This is a genomic window from Streptomyces gobitricini, from assembly GCF_039532985.1.
Taxonomy (GTDB): Bacteria; Actinomycetota; Actinomycetes; order Streptomycetales; family Streptomycetaceae; genus Streptomyces; species Streptomyces gobitricini.
This window is the reverse complement of sequence record NZ_BAAASR010000049.1, coordinates 138,892-159,917: the sequence shown is the minus strand read 5'-3', so window position 1 is coordinate 159,917 and position 21,026 is coordinate 138,892. Positions and strand designations below refer to the sequence as shown.

20 protein-coding genes are annotated in these 21,026 nt (G+C 71.8%); 18 read left to right on the top strand and 2 right to left on the bottom strand.

The window, feature by feature from the left end:
- Nucleotides 1-74: 74 nt before the first annotated feature.
- Entirely contained in the window at nucleotides 75-1,301 is a 1,227-nt protein-coding gene (ftsY, locus tag ABD347_RS29100; protein WP_344366794.1) for a signal recognition particle-docking protein FtsY, read from the top strand.
- A gap of 72 nt (nucleotides 1,302-1,373) precedes the next feature.
- On the opposite strand, the gene ABD347_RS29095 is transcribed toward ftsY, so the two are convergent.
- Complete coding sequence (locus ABD347_RS29095; protein WP_344366792.1) at nucleotides 1,374-2,024, bottom strand: bifunctional DNA primase/polymerase; 651 nt, start codon at nucleotides 2,022-2,024, stop codon at nucleotides 1,374-1,376.
- A 432-nt stretch (nucleotides 2,025-2,456) separates the two neighbouring features.
- Here ABD347_RS29095 and nsdA point away from each other — a divergent pair, with 432 nt between their 5' ends.
- From nsdA to ftsH, 6 genes are all read left to right on the top strand, one after another.
- The gene (nsdA, locus tag ABD347_RS29090; RefSeq protein ID WP_344366790.1) at nucleotides 2,457-3,929 is read left to right on the top strand and encodes a transcriptional repressor NsdA; all 1,473 of its coding nucleotides are present in this window, start codon (nucleotides 2,457-2,459) and stop codon (nucleotides 3,927-3,929) included.
- A 314-nt stretch (nucleotides 3,930-4,243) separates the two neighbouring features.
- On the top strand, nucleotides 4,244-5,605 hold the full coding sequence (locus ABD347_RS29085) for an ammonium transporter (protein ID WP_344366789.1): 1,362 nt from the start codon (nucleotides 4,244-4,246) through the stop codon (nucleotides 5,603-5,605).
- Nucleotides 5,602-5,940: a P-II family nitrogen regulator gene (locus ABD347_RS29080; protein ID WP_101390346.1), complete on the top strand. Its 339-nt coding sequence runs from the start codon at nucleotides 5,602-5,604 to the stop codon at nucleotides 5,938-5,940. Before ABD347_RS29085 ends, ABD347_RS29080 begins: the two co-directional genes overlap by 4 nt.
- Nucleotides 5,941-5,951: 11 nt before the next feature.
- A complete protein-coding gene (locus tag ABD347_RS29075) occupies nucleotides 5,952-8,381 on the top strand; it encodes a [protein-PII] uridylyltransferase (protein WP_344366787.1) in 2,430 nt (809 codons plus the stop codon).
- Nucleotides 8,382-8,485: 104 nt separating this feature from the next.
- On the top strand, nucleotides 8,486-10,036 hold the full coding sequence (ffh, locus tag ABD347_RS29070; RefSeq protein WP_344366785.1) for a signal recognition particle protein: 1,551 nt from the start codon (nucleotides 8,486-8,488) through the stop codon (nucleotides 10,034-10,036).
- 126 nt (nucleotides 10,037-10,162) lie between these two features.
- Nucleotides 10,163-12,049, top strand: a complete 1,887-nt coding sequence (gene ftsH / locus ABD347_RS29065; protein ID WP_344366783.1) for an ATP-dependent zinc metalloprotease FtsH — start codon at nucleotides 10,163-10,165, stop codon at nucleotides 12,047-12,049.
- A 46-nt stretch (nucleotides 12,050-12,095) separates the two neighbouring features.
- On the opposite strand, the gene ABD347_RS29060 is transcribed toward ftsH, so the two are convergent.
- The gene (locus tag ABD347_RS29060; protein ID WP_344366781.1) at nucleotides 12,096-12,956 is read right to left on the bottom strand and encodes a methyltransferase domain-containing protein; all 861 of its coding nucleotides are present in this window, start codon (nucleotides 12,954-12,956) and stop codon (nucleotides 12,096-12,098) included.
- Nucleotides 12,957-13,533: 577 nt separating this feature from the next.
- On the opposite strand from ABD347_RS29060, the gene ABD347_RS29055 reads away from it, so the two are divergent.
- The 11 genes from ABD347_RS29055 (at nucleotide 13,534) to ABD347_RS29005 (ending at nucleotide 20,972) form a co-directional block, all read left to right on the top strand.
- A complete protein-coding gene (locus ABD347_RS29055) occupies nucleotides 13,534-14,127 on the top strand; it encodes a hypothetical protein (protein WP_198944041.1) in 594 nt (197 codons plus the stop codon).
- A 155-nt stretch (nucleotides 14,128-14,282) separates the two neighbouring features.
- Nucleotides 14,283-14,738: a 30S ribosomal protein S16 gene (gene rpsP, locus ABD347_RS29050; RefSeq protein WP_344366779.1), complete on the top strand. Its 456-nt coding sequence runs from the start codon at nucleotides 14,283-14,285 to the stop codon at nucleotides 14,736-14,738.
- A 2-nt stretch (nucleotides 14,739-14,740) separates the two neighbouring features.
- Nucleotides 14,741-14,980: an RNA-binding protein gene (locus tag ABD347_RS29045; RefSeq protein ID WP_005311361.1), complete on the top strand. Its 240-nt coding sequence runs from the start codon at nucleotides 14,741-14,743 to the stop codon at nucleotides 14,978-14,980.
- 95 nt (nucleotides 14,981-15,075) lie between these two features.
- Nucleotides 15,076-15,627, top strand: coding sequence for a ribosome maturation factor RimM (rimM, locus tag ABD347_RS29040; protein ID WP_344366777.1), 552 nt, complete (start codon nucleotides 15,076-15,078; stop codon nucleotides 15,625-15,627).
- Complete coding sequence (trmD, locus tag ABD347_RS29035) at nucleotides 15,627-16,448, top strand: tRNA (guanosine(37)-N1)-methyltransferase TrmD (RefSeq protein WP_344366775.1); 822 nt, start codon at nucleotides 15,627-15,629, stop codon at nucleotides 16,446-16,448. The genes rimM and trmD overlap by 1 nt, the downstream gene beginning before the upstream one ends.
- 130 nt (nucleotides 16,449-16,578) lie before the next feature.
- On the top strand, nucleotides 16,579-16,929 hold the full coding sequence (rplS, locus tag ABD347_RS29030) for a 50S ribosomal protein L19 (RefSeq protein ID WP_344366774.1): 351 nt from the start codon (nucleotides 16,579-16,581) through the stop codon (nucleotides 16,927-16,929).
- A 73-nt stretch (nucleotides 16,930-17,002) separates the two neighbouring features.
- The gene (gene lepB / locus ABD347_RS29025) at nucleotides 17,003-17,743 is read left to right on the top strand and encodes a signal peptidase I (RefSeq protein ID WP_344366772.1); all 741 of its coding nucleotides are present in this window, start codon (nucleotides 17,003-17,005) and stop codon (nucleotides 17,741-17,743) included.
- The gene (gene lepB / locus ABD347_RS29020; RefSeq protein ID WP_344366771.1) at nucleotides 17,736-18,827 is read left to right on the top strand and encodes a signal peptidase I; all 1,092 of its coding nucleotides are present in this window, start codon (nucleotides 17,736-17,738) and stop codon (nucleotides 18,825-18,827) included. Before lepB (ABD347_RS29025) ends, lepB (ABD347_RS29020) begins: the two co-directional genes overlap by 8 nt.
- Nucleotides 18,712-19,632 (top strand): signal peptidase I, encoded by a 921-nt coding sequence (gene lepB / locus ABD347_RS29015; protein WP_344366914.1) that lies wholly within the window; start codon nucleotides 18,712-18,714, stop codon nucleotides 19,630-19,632. Before lepB (ABD347_RS29020) ends, lepB (ABD347_RS29015) begins: the two co-directional genes overlap by 116 nt.
- Nucleotides 19,633-19,738: 106 nt before the next feature.
- On the top strand, nucleotides 19,739-20,485 hold the full coding sequence (gene lepB / locus ABD347_RS29010; RefSeq protein WP_344366770.1) for a signal peptidase I: 747 nt from the start codon (nucleotides 19,739-19,741) through the stop codon (nucleotides 20,483-20,485).
- Nucleotides 20,478-20,972 carry an NUDIX hydrolase gene (locus tag ABD347_RS29005; protein WP_344366912.1) on the top strand — a complete coding sequence of 165 codons (495 nt, stop codon included), beginning with the start codon at nucleotides 20,478-20,480 and terminating at the stop codon, nucleotides 20,970-20,972. The genes lepB (ABD347_RS29010) and ABD347_RS29005 overlap by 8 nt, the downstream gene beginning before the upstream one ends.
- The last annotated feature ends 54 nt before the right edge of the window (nucleotides 20,973-21,026 follow it).

Genomic DNA, 21,026 nt, shown 5'->3' with positions numbered 1-21,026 from the left:
AACAGGGGCCTTGGGTCCGGGTGCACGCTCCGAGACCGCTCGCCCGGGTGGTCGTGGCCGATACTGGACGGGTTATGGAAATCCTCATCCTTGCTGTAGTCATCGCTCTGGTCGCGGTCGGCGCGATCAGCGGCCTCGTGGTCAGCAGCCGCAAGAAGAAGCAGCTGCCGCCGCCCCAGGCGCCGTCGAGCACGCCGACCATCACCGCTCCGCCCGCCGAGCCGCACGTCGGCGAGGAGGCGGAGACACCGCGGGAGGAACCGCGCCGCACCATCGAGGAGGTGGACCTCCCGACGGCCGAAGAGGCCTTGCAGGCCCCCGCCGCCGTGGAGGACCCGCTCGTCTCGGCCCCGCCCGCGCCCGAGATCGAGATCCCCGAGCCGACCGCCGGCCGGCTGATCCGGCTCCGCGCCCGGCTCGCCCGCTCGCAGAACAGCCTGGGCAAGGGCCTGCTGACGCTGTTGTCGCGGGAGCACCTCGACGAGGACACCTGGGAGGAGATCGAGGACACCCTCCTCACCGCCGACGTCGGCGTCACACCGACCCAGGAACTGGTCGAGCGCCTGCGCGAGCGGGTGCGCGTCCTCGGTACGCGGACGCCGGAGGACCTGCGCGGTCTGCTGCGCGAGGAACTGCTCACCCTGATCGGTACGGACCTGGACCGCACCGTCCACACCGAGAGCGACCTCGACACCCCGGGCATCGTCATGGTCGTCGGCGTCAACGGCACCGGCAAGACCACCACCACGGGCAAGCTGGCGCGGGTGCTGGTCGCCGACGGCAAGTCGGTCGTGCTCGGCGCGGCGGACACCTTCCGCGCCGCGGCCGCGGACCAGCTCCAGACCTGGGGCGAGCGGGTCGGTGCCCGCACCGTACGCGGGCCGGAGGCGGGCGACCCGGCGTCGGTCGCCTACGACGCGGTGAAGGAAGGCATCGCCGAGGGCGCCGACGTGGTCCTCATCGACACGGCGGGCCGGCTGCACACCAAGACGGGCCTGATGGACGAGCTCGGCAAGGTCAAGCGCGTCGTGGAGAAGCACGGCCCGCTGGACGAGATCCTGCTCGTCCTGGACGCCACGACCGGCCAGAACGGTCTCGTCCAGGCGCGGGTCTTCGCCGAGGTCGTCGACATCACCGGCATCGTCCTCACCAAGCTGGACGGCACCGCCAAGGGCGGCATCGTCGTCGCGGTCCAGCGCGAGCTGGGCGTTCCGGTGAAGCTGATCGGCCTGGGGGAGGGCCCGGACGACCTGGCGCCCTTCGAGCCGGAGGCCTTCGTCGACGCCCTGATCGGGGACTGACACGCGCGGCGTCCCGCACGGACGACCGGCCGGGGCGGCACCTCCCACGCGGAGGTGCCGCCCCGGCCGTGTTCAGTTCCCCGACCGGTGGCAGATGTACGCCAGCGTGCCCAGCAGCAGCCGGGCCTGGGGCGGGGCGCCCGCGTCCAGGGACGGCGGGCGGAGCCAGCGGCAGGGCCCCAGGCCCGCGTGGTCCGACGGGGGAGCGGTGATGTGGGCGCCCGGGCCGAGGCACCGCAGGTCCAGCTCCGCGTCGTCCCAGCCCATCCGGTACAGCAGCCGCGGCAGTTCGGCCGCCGCCCCCGGCGCCACGAAGAACTGCGCCCGGCCCGTCGGCGTGACGCACACCGGGCCCAGCGGGAGGCCCATCCGCTCCAGCCGCACCAGCGCCCGGCGGCCGGCCGTCTCCGCGACCTCCAGCACGTCGAACGTGCGGCCCACGGGCAGCAGCAGCGCCGCGCCCGGGAACTCCGACCACACGTCGGTGACCGTGTCGAGCGTTGAGCTCGCCGGGACCTCGCGCGCGAAGCCGAGCGGGTGCGCGCCCGGCGCCGGGCACGCCGGGCCCCCGCAGGAACAGCGGCCGGACGCGGCCCGGGCGCCGGGGACCACGTCCCAGCCCCACAGGCCGGTGTACTCCGCCACCACGGTGCACTCCGTGGCGCGGGTGCCGCGCCGCCGCGAACCGGACAGGATGCGGGTGCCGCCGATCGTGAAGCCCATGTCCCCTCCAACGGTGGAACTCGCCCGTGGTTACGACCCGGAGTTCCGGCGTGACGCTCCGTTGCCGCGTGGGCGCCCCGACGGGCGGCGTGCGGTGGCGCGAGGGGTGGTGCGCCCTCTCGCGCACGCCTGGCCGCGCTACGGTCCGCCGACTCCCGATCGTCGTAGTGTCAAGTGAATCGCGCCTGGCGGCAGGGGAGTTCATTCGAAGGGGTGGCGAATGGTGGCGTTTATGGAAACGGCCTCGCGGGACGGGTGATCGTAGGATTACTTTCGGTGCACGAACCCCGGGGGTAGTGCCCGCGCGGACGGGTATGCCGGAGGCGCGTCGGTACCTCGTTCGAAGGGTGCAACCTCCGGACGGGCGACCGTGATCGACGGCAAGCTGATACGGGTTCGCGCAAAAGCGATTCGGCGGATGGGGGCCTTCCAGTGGGCGGCAGTGGCGCAGACGGTACGAACGCCGGGAAGCGCCCGAACGAGCGGCTGAGCTCCTGGTTCGTGCGCAGCGGCTGGTCGAAGGGCGAACTCGCGCGTCAAGTGAACCGACGGGCGCGCCAGATGGGCGCACACCACATCAGCACCGACACCTCGCGCGTACGGCGTTGGCTCGACGGCGAGCAGCCGCGCGAGCCCATCCCGAGGATCCTCTCCGAGCTGTTCTCCGAGCGCTTCGGCAGCGTCGTCGCCGTCGAGGACCTCGGCCTGCGCACGGCGCACCAGTCACCCTCGGTGTCCGGCGTGGACCTCCCCTGGGCGGGCCCCCAGACCGTCGCCCTGCTCAGCGACTTCTCCCGCAGCGACCTGATGCTGGCCCGCCGCGGCTTCCTCGGCACCTCGCTCGCCCTGGCCGCCGGTCCCGCCCTCATCGAGCCGATGCAGCGCTGGCTCGTCCCCACCCCGGCCGCCGAGCCGGCCCGGGCGGACGCGGCCGCCCCGCGCCGCCCCACCCGGCTCTCCCGCGCGGAGCTGGACCTGCTCGAGACCACCACCGTGATGTTCCGTCAGTGGGACGCCCAATGCGGCGGCGGGCTGCGCCGCAAGGCGGTTGTCGGCCAACTTCACGAGGTCACCGACCTGTTGCAGGAGCCGCAGCCCTCGGGGACCGCGAAGCGCCTGTTCAAGTGCGCCGCCGAACTGGCCGAACTGGCCGGCTGGATGAGCTACGACGTGGGCCTCCAGCCCACCGCCCAGAAGTACTTCGTCCTCGCCCTGCACGCCGCCAAGGAGGCCGGTGACAAGCCGCTGGGCTCGTACATCCTCTCCTCCATGAGCCGCCAGATGATCCACCTCGGCCGGCCGGACGACGCGCTGGAGCTGATCCACCTCGCCCAGTACGGCAGCCGTGACTGCGCGACCGCCCGCACCCAGGCCATGCTGTATGCGATGGAGGCCCGGGCGTACGCGAACATGGGCCAGCCCAGCAAGTGCAAGCGCGCCGTACGCATGGCCGAGGACACCTTCGCCGACGTGGGCCTCGACGGTGAGCCCGAGCCCGACTGGATCCGCTTCTTCTCCGAGGCCGAGCTGAACGGGGAGAACGCCCACTCCTACCGCGACCTCGCCTATGTGGCCGGCCGCAGCCCCACCTACGCCTCCCTCGCGGAGCCGGTGATGCGGCGGGCCGTGCACCTCTTCTCCGAGGACGAGGACCACCAGCGTTCGTACGCGCTCAACCTGGTCGGCATGGCCACCGTGCACCTGCTCAAGCGTGAGCCCGAGGAGGCCACCCAGCTGGCCGAGTCCGCCCTCGGCGTCGCCCGGCGGATCCGCTCCGAGCGGGTCAACACCAGGCTGCGCAAGACCGTCGACACGGCGGCCCGCGACTTCGCGGACGTGCCCGAGGTCGCCAGGCTCACCGACATCCTCACCGCCCAGCTGCCCGAGGCAGCGGAAGCGGTCTGACCAGCCACGACACCAGACTCCGGCCGCGACCGTCACCCCGTACAGCCCGACTCGGCTCCCCCATTGCCAGGTCAGCAGGGTGACTGTCGCGGCCGGTCCGCGTCGTGCGCAGAGGGTACTCCCGTGACCCTCCCGTGACCCGGCGGTTCATGGTGACGTAACACACCGGCCCTCTTCGTCACTGCGGCGAAACATCGTGCGGCATCGGCCGAAACCGCGCTGCGCGAATCTCTGGCTCATAACCGGCCACCCCTCATAGCCGCGCAAGCCCGGCTCAGCCCCGCACAGGCCGTACCGACGACGAGGAGACGCCGATGCCCCCAGGCATCACGACCCTTGCCGCAGACGCACCCACGCTGTCTGCCGCCAACACCGGGTTCATGCTCATCTGTTCCGCCCTGGTGATGCTGATGACACCGGCCCTCGCCTTCTTCTACGGAGGCATGGTCCGCGTCAAGTCCACCCTCAACATGCTGATGATGAGTTTCATCAGCCTCGGGATCGTCACGATCCTGTGGGTGCTCTACGGATTCAGCATCGCCTTCGGCACCGACTCGGGCTCCGTCGTCGGATGGTCGTCCGACTACGTCGGGCTCAGCGGTATCGGCATCACCGAACTGTGGGACGGCTACACCATCCCGGTGTACGTCTTCGCCGTCTTCCAGCTGATGTTCGCGATCATCACGCCCGCCCTGATCAGCGGCGCCCTCGCCGACCGCGTGAAGTTCACCGCCTGGGCGCTGTTCGTCGCCCTGTGGGCCACCGTGGTCTACTTCCCCGTCGCCCACTGGGTGTGGGGCTCCGGCGGCTGGCTCTTCGAGATGGGCGTCATCGACTTCGCGGGCGGCACCGCCGTCCACATCAACGCCGGTGCCGCGGCCCTGGGCGTGATCCTGGTCATCGGCAAGCGCGTCGGCTTCAAGAAGGACCCGATGCGCCCGCACAGCCTCCCGCTGGTCATGCTCGGCGCCGGTCTGCTGTGGTTCGGCTGGTTCGGCTTCAACGCCGGCTCGTGGCTCGGCAACGACGACGGCGTCGGCGCGGTGATGTTCGTTAACACCCAGGTCGCCACCGCCGCCGCCATGCTCGCCTGGCTCGCCTACGAGAAGATCCGCCACGGCGCCTTCACCACCCTCGGTGCCGCGTCCGGCGCGGTCGCGGGCCTCGTCGCCATCACCCCGGCCGGTGGTTCCTGCTCGCCGCTCGGCGCGATCGCCATCGGCGCCGTCGCCGGTCTGCTGTGCGCCATGGCCGTCGGCCTGAAGTACCGGTTCGGCTACGACGACTCCCTCGACGTCATCGGCGTCCACCTGGTCGGCGGTGTGGCCGGCTCCCTGCTGGTCGGGTTCTTCGCCACCGGCGGTGTCCAGTCCGACGCCAAGGGCCTCTTCTACGGCGGCGGCCTGGAGCAGCTCGGCAAGCAGGCCATCGGTGTGATCGCGGTCTTCGCCTACTCCCTGGTGGTCTCCGCGCTGCTCGCCTTCGTCATCGACAAGGTGATGGGCATGCGCGTCAGCGAGGACGACGAGGTCCTGGGCATCGACCAGGTCGAGCACGCCGAGACGGCGTACGACTTCAGCGGGGCCGGCGGCGGCGCCGGGTCGCGCAAGGCCGTGCCGACCGGGACGGAGACTGTGGCAGCAGCTCAGCAGCAGAACAAGAAGGTGGACGCATGAAGCTCATCACCGCGGTCGTCAAGCCGCACCGGCTGGACGAGATCAAGGAGGCCCTCCAGGCCTTCGGAGTCCAGGGTCTGACCGTCACCGAGGCCAGCGGCTACGGACGGCAGCGCGGCCACACCGAGGTCTACCGGGGCGCCGAGTACACCGTCGACCTCGTCCCGAAGATCCGCATCGAGGTGCTGGTCGAGGACGATGACGCCGAACAGCTCATCGACGTGGTGGTGAAGGCGGCCCGGACCGGCAAGATCGGTGACGGGAAGGTGTGGAGCGTACCCGTCGAGACGGCCGTACGCGTCCGCACCGGCGAACGCGGACCCGACGCACTGTAAGGAGCCCCCGGGTGACGAGTACCGAAGTGACCGGCGAAGACTCGGGACCCAGCGGCTACGCGGCGGCCCGGCTGCGCCTCCTGCAACAGGAGGCGCCGTCCGGGCCGCCGCGGCGTGCCGCCCTGGCGCGGCTCACCGACGCATGGCTGGCGGCCCTCCACGCGGCCGCCGCCCCGCCCCGCGGCACCGCCCTCGTCGCCGTCGGCGGCTACGGACGCGGCGAGCTGTCCCCCCGCAGCGACCTCGACCTGCTCCTCCTCCACGACGGCACCGTCGACCACGCCACCGTCGCGGCGCTCGCCGACCGCGTCTGGTACCCCGTCTGGGACCTGGGCCTCGCCCTCGACCACTCCGTCCGCACCCCCGCCGAGGCCCGCCGGACCGCCGCCGACGACCTCAAGGTGCAGCTGGGCCTCCTCGACGCCCGCCACCTCGCGGGCGACCTCGCGCTGGTCACCGGAGTGCGGACGACCGTCCTCGCCGACTGGCGCAACCAGGCCGCCAAGAGGCTGCCCGAACTCGACGAGCTGTGCCGCGAGCGAGCCGAACGCCACGGCGAGCTCCAGTTCCTCCTCGAACCCGACCTCAAGGAGGCGCGCGGCGGACTGCGGGACGCCACCGCGCTGCGGGCGGTCGCCGCCTCCTGGCTCGCCGACGCCCCGCGCGAGGGGCTCGCCGAAGCACGCCGCACCCTCCTCGACACCCGCGACGCGCTCCACCTCGTCACCGGGCGGGCCACCGACCGCCTCGCCCTCCAGGAACAGGACCAGGTGGCCGGCGCGCTGGGCCTGCTGGACTCCGACACGCTGCTGCGCCACGTCTACGAAGCCGCCCGCACCATCTCGTACGCCGGCGACGTCACCTGGCGCGAGGTCAACCGCGTCCTGCGGGCCCGTTCCGCACGCCCCAGGCTGCGCGCGATGCTCGGCGGCAAACCACCCGTCGAACGCAGCCCGCTCGCCGAGGGGGTCGTGGAGATGGACGGCGAGGTCGTCCTCGCCCGCACCGCCCGGCCCGAACGCGACCCGGTCCTCCCCCTCCGGGCAGCCGCGGCCGCCGCCCAGTCCGCGCTGCCCCTCTCCCCGCACGCCGTACGCCGCCTCGCCGCCGCCGGCAAACCGCTGCCCGAACCCTGGCCCGCCGACGCCCGGGAGCAGCTCGTCACCCTCCTCGGCGCGGGCGAGTCCACCGTGCCCGTCTGGGAGGCGCTGGAGGCCGAGGGCCTCATCACCCGCCTCATCCCGGACTGGGAACGCGTCCGCTGCCGCCCGCAGCGCAACCCCGTCCACACCTGGACCGTCGACCGCCACCTGGTCGAGACCGCCGTACGCGCCGCCGCCCTCACCCGCCGCGTCGGTCGCCCCGACCTGCTGCTGGTCGCCGCGCTCCTCCACGACATCGGCAAGGGCTGGCCCGGTGACCACTCCGTCGCGGGCGAGACCATCGCCCGCGACGTCGCCGTCCGGATCGGCTTCGACCGGACCGACGCGGACGTGCTGGCCACCCTCGTACGCCACCACCTCCTCCTCGTCGAGACCGCCACCCGCCGCGACCTGGACGACCCGGCCACCATCCGGTCCGTCGCCACGGCCGTCGGCTCGCCCCCGACCCTGGAACTCCTGCACGCCCTCACCGAGGCCGACGCCCTCGCCACCGGCCCCGCCGCCTGGTCGACCTGGCGCGCCTCGCTCGTCGCCGACCTCGTCAAACGGGTCGCGGGCGTCCTCGCGGGCGGCACCCCGCCCGCCCCCCAGCCGACCGCACCCGGAGCCGAGGAGGAGCGCCTCGCGGTCGAGGCGCTCCGCACCGGCGAACCGGTCCTGACCCTCCACACCGAGCACCCCGCCGACCACACCGAACCGGAACCGGTCGGCGTCGAGCTGCTCATCGCCCTCCCCGACCAGCCGGGAGTCCTCCCGGCGGTCGCCGGGGTGCTGGCCCTGCACCGGCTGACCGTCCGTTCCGCCGACCTCCGCGCCATCGACCTGCCCACCGGACTCGGCCCCGCCGCCGTCCTCGTACTGAACTGGCGCGTCGCGGCCGAGTACGGATCCCTCCCGCAGGCCACCCGGCTCCGCGCCGACCTCGTCCGCACCCTCGACGGCTCCCTGGACATCGCCGGCCGGCTGGCCGAACGCGAAGCCGCCTACCCCCGCCGTCGCGGCGGCACCGCCCCGCCGCCGCGCGTCACGGTCGCGGCGGCCGGCTCGTCCCTGGCCACGGTCATCGAGGTCCGCGCCCACGACGCGCCCGGCCTCCTCCACCGCATCGGCCGTGCCCTGGAGACGGCCGCGATCCGCGTCCGCAGCGCCCACGTCTCGACACTCGGCGCCAACGCGGTGGACGCCTTCTACGTCACGGACGCGAAGGGCGCCCCGCTCCCGGCGGAGGAGGCGTCGGAGGTCGCCCGCGCCCTGGAGGCCGACCTCCGGAACCGGTAGGCGCACAACCGCTTCCGGGCGGGGCTGATACTCCACCGCGCGAGGCGGATACCCTGGGGGACGACCGTCCGCCTGCCCCCTACACCCGAGGATCCGCGACCGCCGTGTTCGATACCCTCTCCGACCGCCTTGCAGCGACATTCAAGAACCTCCGGGGCAAGGGCCGCCTCAGCGAGGCGGACATCGACGCCACGGCACGTGAGATCCGTATCGCGCTGCTGGAAGCCGACGTCGCGCTGCCCGTCGTGCGCGCCTTCATCAAGCAGGTCAAGGAGCGGGCGCTCGGGGCCGAGGTCTCGCAGGCGCTGAACCCCGCACAGCAGGTCATCAAGATCGTCAACGAGGAGCTCGTCGGCATCCTCGGTGGCGAGACGCGCCGTCTGCGGTTCGCCAAGACCGCGCCGACCGTGATCATGCTCGCCGGTCTCCAGGGCGCCGGTAAGACCACCCTCGCCGGAAAACTCGGCCTCTGGCTGAAGGGCCAGGGCCACTCCCCACTGCTCGTCGCCTGCGACCTCCAGCGGCCCAACGCCGTCAACCAGCTCTCGGTCGTCGCCGAGCGCGCCGGGGTCGGCGTCTACGCGCCGGAGCCGGGCAACGGCGTCGGTGACCCGGTCCGGGTCGCCGAGGACTCCATCGAGTACGCGCGCACCAAGCAGTACGACGTCGTCATCGTCGACACCGCCGGCCGCCTCGGCATCGACCAGGAGCTGATGCGGCAGGCCGCGGACATCCGCGACGCCGTCAGCCCCGACGAGGTCCTCTTCGTCGTCGACGCCATGATCGGCCAGGACGCGGTCAACACCGCCGAGGCCTTCCGTGACGGTGTCGGCTTCGACGGTGTCGTGCTGTCCAAGCTCGACGGCGACGCCCGCGGCGGTGCCGCCCTGTCGATCGCGCACGTCACCGGCCGCCAGATCATGTTCGCCTCCAACGGCGAGAAGCTGGACGACTTCGACGCGTTCCACCCGGACCGCATGGCGTCCCGCATCCTCGGCATGGGCGACGTGCTCTCGCTGATCGAGAAGGCCGAGCAGACCTTCAGCCAGGAAGAGGCCGCCAAGATGGCCTCCAAGCTGGCGAGCAGCAAGGGCAAGGATTTCACGCTCGACGACTTCCTGGCCCAGATGGAGCAGGTCAGGAAGATGGGCTCCATCTCCAAGCTGCTCGGCATGCTCCCGGGCATGGCCCAGATGAAGGAGCAGATCAACAACATCGACGAGCGTGACGTGGACCGTACGGCCGCGATCATCAAGTCGATGACGCCGGGTGAGCGCCAGGACCCGACGATCATCAACGGCTCCCGCCGGGCGCGTATCGCCCGTGGTTCCGGTGTCGAGGTCAGCGCGGTCAAGTCGCTGGTCGAGCGGTTCTTCGAGGCCCGCAAGATGATGTCCCGCATGGCCCAGGGCGGCGGTATGCCGGGCATGCCGGGGATCCCCGGCATGGGCGGCGGCCCGGGCCGGCAGAAGAAGCAGCAGAAGCAGGCCAAGGGCAAGCGCAAGAGCGGCAACCCCATGAAGCGCAAGGCCGAGGAGCAGGCCGAGGCCGCCCGCCGCGAACAGGCCCAGCAGGGCGGCGCCTTCGGGCTCCCGGCCGGGCAGCCGGGCCAGGACTTCGAGCTCCCGGACGAGTTCAAGAAGTTCATGGGCTGAACACCGGCCGTGTCATGAGGGGCGCCCACCGGTCGGTGGGCGCCCTTTCGCGTGTACCGGCCCCGCGGCCCCGTCGACGGACGTGTCCGTCGTGCCGGTCGCGTCCGGCTCTCGCATGATGGCTGCGTGGCCAATTCCGTCCCCCCGCGCGACCGCCCCGACCAGCCCTGGCGCTCCGAGGGCGCACCGCCGCCGGCCCCGCCGCGCCGGCGGGTGCCCGGCTGGCTCTGGCTGCTCCTCGCCGCCCTGGCCGTCTTCGGGCTGACCAATCTGGCCCTGACCGTCTTCGGCGAGGGGGACGGGCGGACCATCTCGTACACCGAATTCAGCCGACAGGTCTCGGACGGGAACGTCGCCAGGATCTACTCCAAGGGCGACGCCATCGAGGGCGAGCTCGAGAACAAGGAGCGCTTCACCACCCAGCGGCCGGCGTTCGCCGACGACGACCTGTGGGCACAGCTGACGAAGCAGAACGTCACCGTGACCGCCGAGCCGGTCCTCGAGAGGCCCAGCCTGCTCGCCAACCTGCTGTTCTCGCTGGCGCCGCTCCTGCTCCTGGTCGTGCTGTGGCTGTTCATCGCCCGGCGCGTGAGGGGCGGCGCCGGTTTCGGGGCGGGTGGCATGCTCGGCCGCAAGGGCCCGCCGAAGCCGGTCGAACCGGAGGCGGGCCGGCGCACCACGTTCGCCGACGTCGCGGGGATCGACGAGGTGGAGGGTGAACTCAACGACGTCGTCGACTTCCTGCGCAACCCACAGGCCTACCGGAGGATGGGCGCCAAGATGCCGCGCGGCGTGCTGCTGGCCGGACCGCCCGGCACCGGCAAGACGCTGCTGGCCCGGGCCGTGGCGGGCGAGGCGGGTGTGCCGTTCTTCTCCGCGTCCGCCTCCGAGTTCATCGAGATGATCGTCGGCGTCGGAGCCTCCCGTGTACGGGAGCTGTTCAACGAGGCGCGCAAGGTCGCACCGGCGATCGTCTTCATCGACGAGATCGACACCATCGGCCGCGCCAGAGGTGGCGGCGGGGCCATGGGCGGGCACGACGAGCGGGAACAGACGCTGAACCAGATCCTCACGGAGATGGACGGCTTCTCCGGCTCCGAGGGCGTCATCGTCATCGCGGCCACCAACCGCGCGGACGTCCTGGACCCGGCGCTGACCCGGCCCGGCCGCTTCGACCGGATCGTCCACGTCAGCCCGCCCGACCGGGGCGGCCGCGAGGCCATCCTCCGCATCCACACCCGCGACATCCCGCTCGCCGGCGACGTGGACCTCGCCCAGGTCGCCCGCACCACACCGGGCATGACCGGCGCCGAGCTGGCCAACCTCGCGAACGAGGCCGCCCTCCTCGCGGTCAGGCGCCGACAGCACCAGGTCACCCGTTCCGACTTCTCCCACGCCCTGGAGAAGATCCAGCTCGGCGCCGAACGCGCCCTGGTCATGCCCCTGGAGGAGCGGCGCCGCACCGCCTACCACGAAAGCGGCCACGCACTGCTCGGCATGCTCCAGCCCGGTGCCGACCCGGTCCGCAAGGTCACCATCGTCCCGCGCGGGCGGGCCCTCGGCGTGACCCTCTCGACGCCGGACGCCGACAAGTACGCGTACACGGAGGAGTACCTGCGCGGACGGATCATCGGGGCCCTCGGCGGAATGGCGGCCGAGCACGTCGTCTTCGGCGTCGTCACCACCGGCTCGGAGAGCGACCTGGAGCAGGTCACCGGCATCGCGCGCGGTATGGCGGGCCGCTGGGGCATGAGCGAGCGGGTCGGCCGGCTCAGCGCCATCCCCGGCGACGCGCAGCAGGCGTACGGGCTGTCGGCGGCCCCGGCGACGCTGGACGCGGTGGCCCACGAGACGCGCCGCATCGTCGACGAGTGCTACGCGAGCGCCTGTCGGCAGCTCCAGGAGCACCGCCCCAGGCTGGACGCTCTGGCGGCGGCGCTCCTGGAGAACGAGACGCTGGAGGAGGAAGCGGCCTACCGGGCCGCCGGCATCACCCGTCTCGCCAAGGAGTGACCCCGGGCGGGGACCGTCACGGCACCGGCACCCCGGCCACCGGCCGTCAGGGCGTCCTGGCGACCAGGTAGCGGAACACGTTGGGCATCCATACGGTCCCGTCGGGACGCACATGCGGGTGGAGGGCCTCGATGACCTCCTTCTCCACCGTCGCCTGGTCCGAGGCGGCCACCGCCGGGTCGAACAGGCCGGTCGAGAACAGTCCGCGTACGGCGCTCCCGATGTCCGCGTACCCGAACGGGCAGGCCACCCGCCCCGAGCCGTCCGGCCTCAGCCCGGCCCGCGCGGCCACCTCCTCCAGGTCGTCCCGGAGAGCGGGCCGCCAGGTGGCGCCCGTGCGCAGCCGTTCGGTCAGCCGGCCCGCCACGCGGAACACCGCAGAGGTGGCGCACCGCTCCGGCGGACCCCAGCCCGCCAGCACCACCGCGCTGCCCCGCTCCGCCAGCCGTACGGCCGTCGCGAGGGCGGGCGCCAGCCCGTCGGAGTCGTCGGCGGTGCAGCCGATCGGCTGGAAGGCCGTGATGAGGTTGTACGCCGGACGGGTGGCATCCGCGGCGTCGGCGGGCCCGCCGTAGAGCAGCTTGGTCTCGCCGCACCCGTGGGCCTCACGCCCGCCCGTGTCCGGCAGCAGCCGCTTGCGGGCCAGGTCCACGCGCGCGTGGTCCGTGTCGACGCCCGTGACCTGGGCGCCGCGCGCCGCGGCCATCAGCAGGGCCAGGCCCGAGCCGCATCCGAGACCGAGCAGCCGCGTACCGGTACCTACCTCCAGATGCTCGTACACCGCTTCGTAGAGCGGAACCAGCATCCGTTCCTGGATCTCCGCCCAGTCGCGGGCACGGCCGGGCGCATCCGAAGCCGGAGGGGCCGAGGCCGGGTGGGGGTGGTGCTGGACGAGCATAGGTGTCATCGAAAGCGCCCCAATCCGCCGAGAGGTCCATCTGTGCGTCTGTGCCCTGATTGACAGGCCCCCGTGTACGTGCGCTCGCACTCCCCGTAGCCAGGGAACTCCGCATCCGCCCCCAAGTCCAGGGGTCGGGGCGCAATGCTTGCGTGCCCCGGTCGTGCGCCCCCGAGTGCGGCGCGAGCCACCTCCCATAGTGGAGTGGGTCGGTGATTCCCGCCATGCCAGGGAACGGTCCCGGCCCCCGCCGCCCGTCCTGGCCTGCGGTTCCACCGGCCGTGGTGGCGCCCCGGCCGGGGCGGTGCCGCGTGCCGGGCACGGCCCCGGTACTGTCACCCACGGCGCGGGTCGGCATCCCGCTCCGCGCGCCCCGTCTCCGGGTCGGCGACCGGCGCGCAAGCAGCGACCACGCGCCGGGGCGTACGCGCCGCTACGTACCACCTTGTCGGCAGCTGAGCGGCTTCTCCGCAGATCAGCGCAGTGGCCCTCGTCAAGACGCATCAGCGGCAACTGACTGGTACGTGCAAATTATTTGGGATGCCCCGGAATGGAACCCGCGGGCACTCCGGCTCGTTGTCACGACGTGAGCACGACACCACCTGTTCTCGCCGCAGAGCTGGCACAGGCGTGGGCCGACATTCAGCGGCACCACCCCGAGCTGCCCGATCTTGCCGCGCCCGAATCCCTGATCGGAGAGTCGTCGTCCGCGTGTGGCGCCGAGCTCTCCTTCGAACGACTGCTCCATGAGGCAGTCCACGGCATCGCCGCCGCGCGGGGCGTCCGCGACACCTCGCGCGCCGGTCGCTACCACAACCGCAGATTCCTGGCGATCGCCGAGGAGATGGGCCTGGACCACTCCGAGGAACCGCACCCCAGCAGCGGCTTCTCCCTGGTCACGCTCAGCCCCGAGGCGAAGCGCCGGTACCGCCCGACGATCGAGCGGCTGCAGCGCGCCCTCAAGGCGCACACGGTCGCCACGGCGGCGGACACCAAGCGCTCCTTCCGCGGGCCGGCCGCCCGGCACGGCTCCTCCGGTGGCGGTGTGCGGGTCAAGGCCGTGTGCGACTGCGGCCGCAACGTCCGGGTCGTGCCCTCGGTCCTGGCGCAGGCGCCCATCGTGTGCGGCGGCTGCGGGAAGCCCTTCCGCATTCCGGAAGCCGTGGGCGCGGCGAGCTGACCCCGCGTGATGTGGCACAATGGCTAGCTGTACTCGACAGTCGAACAGGACCCCTCTCTCCTCCGGCTGACGCGTCCATCGGGCACTCGAGTACCGCAACCCCACGCGGCATCCCGTTGTGCCCAACCACGTCAAGACCAGGAGACACCACACCCGTGGCAGTCAAGATCAAGCTGAAGCGTCTGGGCAAGATCCGTTCGCCTCACTACCGCATCGTCGTCGCCGACTCCCGTACCCGCCGTGACGGCCGGGCCATCGAGGAGATCGGCCTGTACCACCCGGTGCAGAACCCGTCGCGCATCGAGGTCGACTCGGAGCGTGCGCAGTACTGGCTGTCCGTCGGCGCCCAGCCGACCGAGCCGGTCCTCGCGATCCTGAAGCTCACCGGCGACTGGCAGAAGGTGAAGGGCCTCCCGGCCCCGGAGAAGCCGCTGCTCGCCCCGGCGGCCAAGGAAGACAAGCGCGCCTCCTTCGACGCCTTCGCCAAGGCGCTCGAGGGCGACGACACGAAGGGTGAGGCCATCACCCCCAAGGCGAAGAAGGCCGACAAGAAGGCGGACGAGGCCGAGACTGAGTCTACGGCAGCGTCCACCGAGTCGACCGAGGCCTGAGCATGCTCGAGGAGGCTCTCGAGCACCTCGTGAAGGGCATCGTCGACAACCCCGACGACGTGCAGGTCGCCTCGCGCAACCTGCGCCGGGGGCGCGTGCTGGAGGTCAGGGTCCACCCCGACGACCTCGGCAAGGTGATCGGTCGCAACGGCCGCACCGCTCGCGCTCTGCGTACCGTCGTGGGCGCCATCGGCGGCCGGGGCATCCGCGTCGACCTCGTCGACGTGGACCAGGTCCGCTGAACGAGTTGGCTGTTTTACCTTAAATGCGCCGGCACGGGCCGGGGAGGGCTACGGCCCACCCCGGCCCGTTGTCGTAGGACAGGAGAGATGAAGACGTGCAGCTGGTAGTCGCACGGATCGGCCGCGCCCACGGGATCAAGGGCGAGGTCACCGTCGAGGTGCGTACGGACGAGCCCGAACTGCGGCTCGCGCCCGGTGCCGTACTGGCCACGGACCCGGCCTCCGCCGGACCGCTGACCATCGAGACCGGCCGGGTCCACAGCGGCCGGCTCCTGCTGCGCTTCGAGGGCGTACGGGACCGCAACGCCGCCGAGGCGCTGCGCAACACCCTGCTCATCGCCGACGTCGACCCGGACGAGCGTCCGGAGGAGCCCGACGAGTACTACGACCACCAGCTGATGGACCTGGACGTCGTCCTCGTCGACGGCACCCTGGTCGGCCGGATCACCGAGATCTCGCACCTGCCGTCCCAGGACCTGTTCGTGGTGGAACGGCCCGACGGGACCGAGGTCATGATCCCGTTCGTCGAGGAGATCGTCGCCGACATCGACCTCGACGCCCAGAAGGCCGTCATCACCCCTCCGCCCGGACTCATCGACGACCGCAGCGAGATCGCCTCGTCCAGGGACGCGGAGGACGAGAGCTGATGCGGCTCGACGTCGTCACGATCTTCCCCGAGTACCTGGAACCGCTGAACGTCTCCCTCGTCGGCAAGGCGCGCGCCCGCGGTCAGCTCGACGTCCACGTGCACGACCTGCGCCGGTGGACCTACGACCGGCACAACACGGTCGACGACACCCCCTACGGCGGCGGCCCCGGCATGGTCATGAAGACCGAGCCCTGGGGCGACGCCCTGGACGACGTGCTGGCCTCCGGTTACGAAGGCGGCTCGCACGGGCCGGCGCTGGTCGTCCCCACCCCCAGCGGGCGGCCGTTCACCCAGGAACTAGCCGTCGAGCTGTCCCGGCGCCCGTGGCTGGTCTTCATCCCCGCCCGGTACGAAGGCATCGACCGTCGCGTCATCGACGAGTACGCCACCCGGATACCGGTGTACGAGGTGTCCATCGGCGACTACGTGCTCGCCGGCGGGGAAGCCGCCGTCCTGGTCGTCACCGAAGCCGTGGCGCGGCTGCTGCCCGGTGTCCTGGGCAACGCCGAGTCCCACCGGGACGACTCCTTCGCCCCCGGCGCGATGGCGAACCTGCTGGAAGGCCCCGTCTACACCAAGCCGCCCGAGTGGCGCGGCCGCGGTATCCCCGACGTGCTGCTCAGCGGGCACCACGGGAGGATCGCCCGCTGGCGGAGGGACGAGGCGCTGCGGCGGACCGCCCGCAACAGGCCGGACCTGATCGAGCGCTGCGAGGCGTCCGCCTTCGACAAGAAGGACCGGGAGACCCTCTCCCTGCTGGGCTGGGCACCGGAACCCGGTGGCCGATTTTGGCGCAGGCCTCAGGCCGTGGAAGAATAGGCCGCTGCTGTACGTCCGGCGTGCGCCCCTGCCACAGGGGGACACGACGCCCGTCCGATGTGGCCAGCACCCTTTTCTCATCCCGATATTCCGTTGATGACCTGTGGCATCAGCGAGGAAGCAGACACACATGTCTCACGTGCTCGACGTCGTCAACTCCGCGTCGCTGCGGACCGACGTCCCCGCGTTCCGTCCCGGTGACACCGTGAACGTCCACGTTCGCGTCATCGAGGGCAACCGCTCCCGTATCCAGCAGTTCAAGGGCGTCGTCATCCGCCGCCAGGGCTCGGGCGTCAGCGAGACGTTCACCGTCCGCAAGGTCTCCTTCTCCGTCGGCGTCGAGCGCACCTTCCCGGTGCACAGCCCGATCTTCGAGAAGATCGAGCTCGTGACCCGCGGTGACGTCCGTCGCGCCAAGCTCTACTACCTGCGTGAGCTGCGCGGCAAGGCTGCCAAGATCAAGGAGAAGCGCGACAACTGAGCTCCGGCTCACGCCCGTCGCGCCACGGCTTCGCACCGAGTGTCACAGGAGGGCCGGATACCATCTGGCTCCGATGGACACCGAAGCACAGCACACCGAGCGCGACCGTTCCTCCGATCCGGAGGAGCGGTCGCGCTCCGTGCTTTTCCGGCGGCGGTTCGGTCTGACCGGCCTGGCCTGCGCGGTCTTCCTGCTGCTGCTGAGCCACTTCGTGCTGCAGCCCTTCCAGATCCCCAGCGGCTCCATGGAACCCACGCTGCGGATCGGTGACCGGGTGCTGGTGAACAAGCTGGCGTACCGTTTCGGTTCCGAGCCGGGGCGCGGGGACGTGATCGTCTTCGACGGCACCGGGTCCTTCGTCCGGGAGGCGCCGGAGGGGAATCCGGTCGCCGGACTGCTGCACGGGGCGGCCGCGGCCCTCGGCCTCGCCGAGCCGGCCGACACCGACTTCGTGAAACGCGTCGTGGGGGTGGGCGGCGACCGGGTGAAGTGCTGCGACAAGGGGGGCAGGGTCGAAGTGAACGGCGTACCCGTGGCCGAGGGCTACCTGTACCCCGGTGACGTGCCCTCCCAGGTGCCCTTCGACATCGTCGTACCCCACGGCACCCTGTGGGTGATGGGCGACCACCGGAGCCACTCCCGCGACTCCCGCGACCACCTGGGCTCCCCGGGCGGCGGCATGGTGCCCGTGGACCGGGTGATCGGGCGGGCGGACTGGATCGGCTGGCCGTTCGGACGCTGGTCGGAGGTACGGCCGACGGGCGCCTTCCGCGGCGTACCGGAGGCGGGGGCGGCGGGCGGGGGCCATGGGTAACCGGGGCAAGCAGGGGAGTCACCGGGCCGACACCCGGCTGCCCACCGGGACACGGCCCACGGACGGCGGCCGGTCCCTGCCGGGGCGCGCGGAGCGGCGCAAACTGGCCCGCAAGGTCAAGCGGCGCCGGCGCCGCTCGGCCGTCAAGGAGATACCTCTCCTCATCACGGTGGCGCTGCTCATCGCCCTCGTCCTGAAGACCTTCCTGGTGCAGGCCTTCGTCATCCCGTCCGGCTCCATGGAGCAGACGATCAGGATCGACGACCGGGTCCTGGTCGACAAGCTCACCCCGTGGTTCGGTTCGAAGCCCCGGCGCGGTGACGTCGTCGTGTTCAAGGACCCGGGCGGCTGGCTCCAGCAGGAGCAGACGCCCAAAGAGGACGATCCGGTGGTCGTCAAGCAGGTCAAGCAGGTGCTGACCTTCATCGGTCTGCTCCCGTCCGAGGACGAACAGGACCTGATCAAACGGGTCGTCGCGGTCGGCGGGGACACCGTCAGGTGCTGCGACGCGAACAAGAGGGTCACCGTCAACGGCGTACCGCTCGACGAGCCGTACCTGAACCCCGGAGACGTCCCTTCCACCATCCCGTTCGAGGTGAAGGTGCCGGCGGGACGGATCTTCGTGATGGGGGACCACCGGTCGAACTCGGCGGACTCCCGGTTCCACCTCAACGAGGCGTTCCAGGGGACGGTCTCGCAGAAGGAGGTCGTCGGGCGGGCGGTCGTCATCGCCTGGCCCCTCGACCACTGGCGCAGACTGGAGGAACCGGACACGTTCGCGTCCGTGCCGGACTCGCGGACGGGGACTGCGACCGCGCTCGCCGCGTCGCATAGTGTGTCCTCTCGGAATGTGAACGGATTGACCGGGCTCCCGACCCCTGCGGAACTCCCGCTCGTTATGGGAGTGGTGGGCCTGTCCCTGTGGTGGGGCAGGCGGTTGCACGGAGTGAGGAGTGGATGTGGGGGATGTGGCGGTCGGCGCACGATCCGGACACGACGAGCCCGAGGAGCGGCCCGAGCAGCCCGGACGGTCGTCCTCTTCCGGACCCGTCGAGGAGCCTCCCTCCGCGACCGGTCCGACTGAGCCCGGAGGCGCCGACGACGACGGTCCCGGTGAGCCCAGGCAGCAGCGTTCCTTCTGGAAGGAACTGCCGCTGCTGATCGGCATCGCGCTGCTGCTGGCGCTGTTGATCAAGACGTTCCTGGTGCAGGCGTTCTCGATCCCCTCGGACTCGATGATGAACACCCTGCAGCGCGGTGACCGGGTACTGGTCGACAAGCTGACCCCCTGGTTCGGTTCCGAGCCGGAGCGCGGCGAGGTCGTGGTCTTCCACGACCCGGGCGGCTGGCTGGAGGGTGAGCCCACCCCCGACCCCAACGTGGTGCAGAAGTTCCTGAGCTTCATCGGCCTGATGCCGTCCGCGGAGGAGAAGGACCTGATCAAGCGGGTCGTCGCGGTCGGTGGCGACACGGTCAGCTGCAAGAAGGGCGGCAAGGTCGTCGTCAACGGCAAGCCGCTGGACGAGACCTCGTACATCCACCCCGGCACCACGCCGTGCGACGACCAGCCGTTCGGGCCGATCAAGGTCCCCGAGGGCCGGATCTGGGTGATGGGCGACAACCGCCAGAACTCGCTGGACTCCCGCTACCACCAGGAGCTGCCCGGCAGCGGCACGGTCGCCAACGACCAGGTCGTCGGCCGCGCGATCGTGGTGGCCTGGCCGGTGACCCGCTGGTCCACCCTGCCGGTGCCGGACACGTTCGACCAGCCGGGGCTGAACGCGGCGGCGGCGTCGAGTGCCGTCGCCCGGATGGCGGGCCCCGGGGCCCTGGGCCTCGCCGTGGCGCTGCCCGTCGTCCTGTGGCGGCGGAAGCGGCGGGACGGCTGACCGCGCGCTGCCTCCGGTCGGCACGCGGCGGGCATACCGCCGGGTAGGGGACCGCGGGTAGGGTGCCGTCCCAGATCGTCGATCTCCGAAGGTGGGGAGCGCTGGGATGGGCAAGGACAACACCACGGACGACGGCCACGGCCGTCTCGGCAGCGCGCTGTCGGGGCTGGCCGTGGCCGTCGGCTGTGTGCTCTTCCTCGGCGGGTTCGTCTGGGGGGCCGTCCAGTACCAGCCGTACACCGTGCCGACCGACTCGATGTCCCCCACCATCGAGGTGGGGGACCGGGTGCTGGCGCAGCGGATCGACGGCGCCGAGGTGCGGCGCGGGGACGTCGTGGTCTTCGAGGACCCCGCCTGGGGCGATCTGCCGATGGTCAAGCGGGTCGTCGGCGTGGGCGGTGACAAGGTCGCCTGCTGCGACGGCGACGGCCGGCTCACGATCAATGGCAAGGCTGTCGAAGAACCGTATCTGCGCCCGGGTGGGCCGGCGTCCCTGACGGAGTTCTCGGCATCGGTGCCCGACGGGCAGATGTTCCTGCTCGGTGACGAGCGCGGGACCTCGCAGGACTCCCGCGTCCACCTCCAGGGACCCGGGCACGGCTCCGTGCCGCGCAGCGCGGTGAGCGGGCGGCTGGACGCCGTGGCGTGGCCGTCCACCGCGATGGTGGAGCGGCCGCGGAGCTTCGCGGCACTGCCGGGCGGCGTGTCGCGGCCCGGGCCGGTGAAGCTGGTGGTCGGGTCGGTGGTCGCCGGGGCCGTGCTGATCCTCGGCGGGGCGGCGTACGGGCCCATCGCCAGGGTGCTGTCCCGTACGCGGGGCCGCTCCGGGACGCGGGCCGGTGCCGGTGCCTGAGGAGACGCCGCTGCGCAGGGTGGCCCGGGTGGTACTGCTGGACCCGCGGGACCGGATCCTGCTGCTGCACGGCCACGAGCCGGACGACCCTTCCCACACCTGGTGGTTCACGCCCGGTGGCGGGGTCGAGGGCGACGAGACCCGGGAGCAGGCGGCGCTGCGGGAGCTCGCCGAGGAGACCGGCCTCACGGAGGTGGAGCTCGGACCGGTGGTCTGGCAGCGCGTCTGTTCCTTCCCCTTCGCGGGGCGGCGCTGGCACCAGGACGAGTGGTACTACCTGGCCCGTACGGCGCGGACCGAGGTGGCCCTCGGCACGCTGACGGAGCTCGAAACCCGCAGTGTCGCGGGGCTGAGGTGGTGGACTTCCGCCGAACTGTCGGCGGCCCGTGAGACGGTGTACCCGACACGACTCGCCGAGCTGCTCCGCACACTGCTCGACGAGGGACCCCCGAGTACGCCGGTGGTCCTGGCCCCCGAGATCGTCTAGGGGTGCGGGAGACCGGAGCACAATGGGGTGACGCACGGCTGAAGGGGAACATGC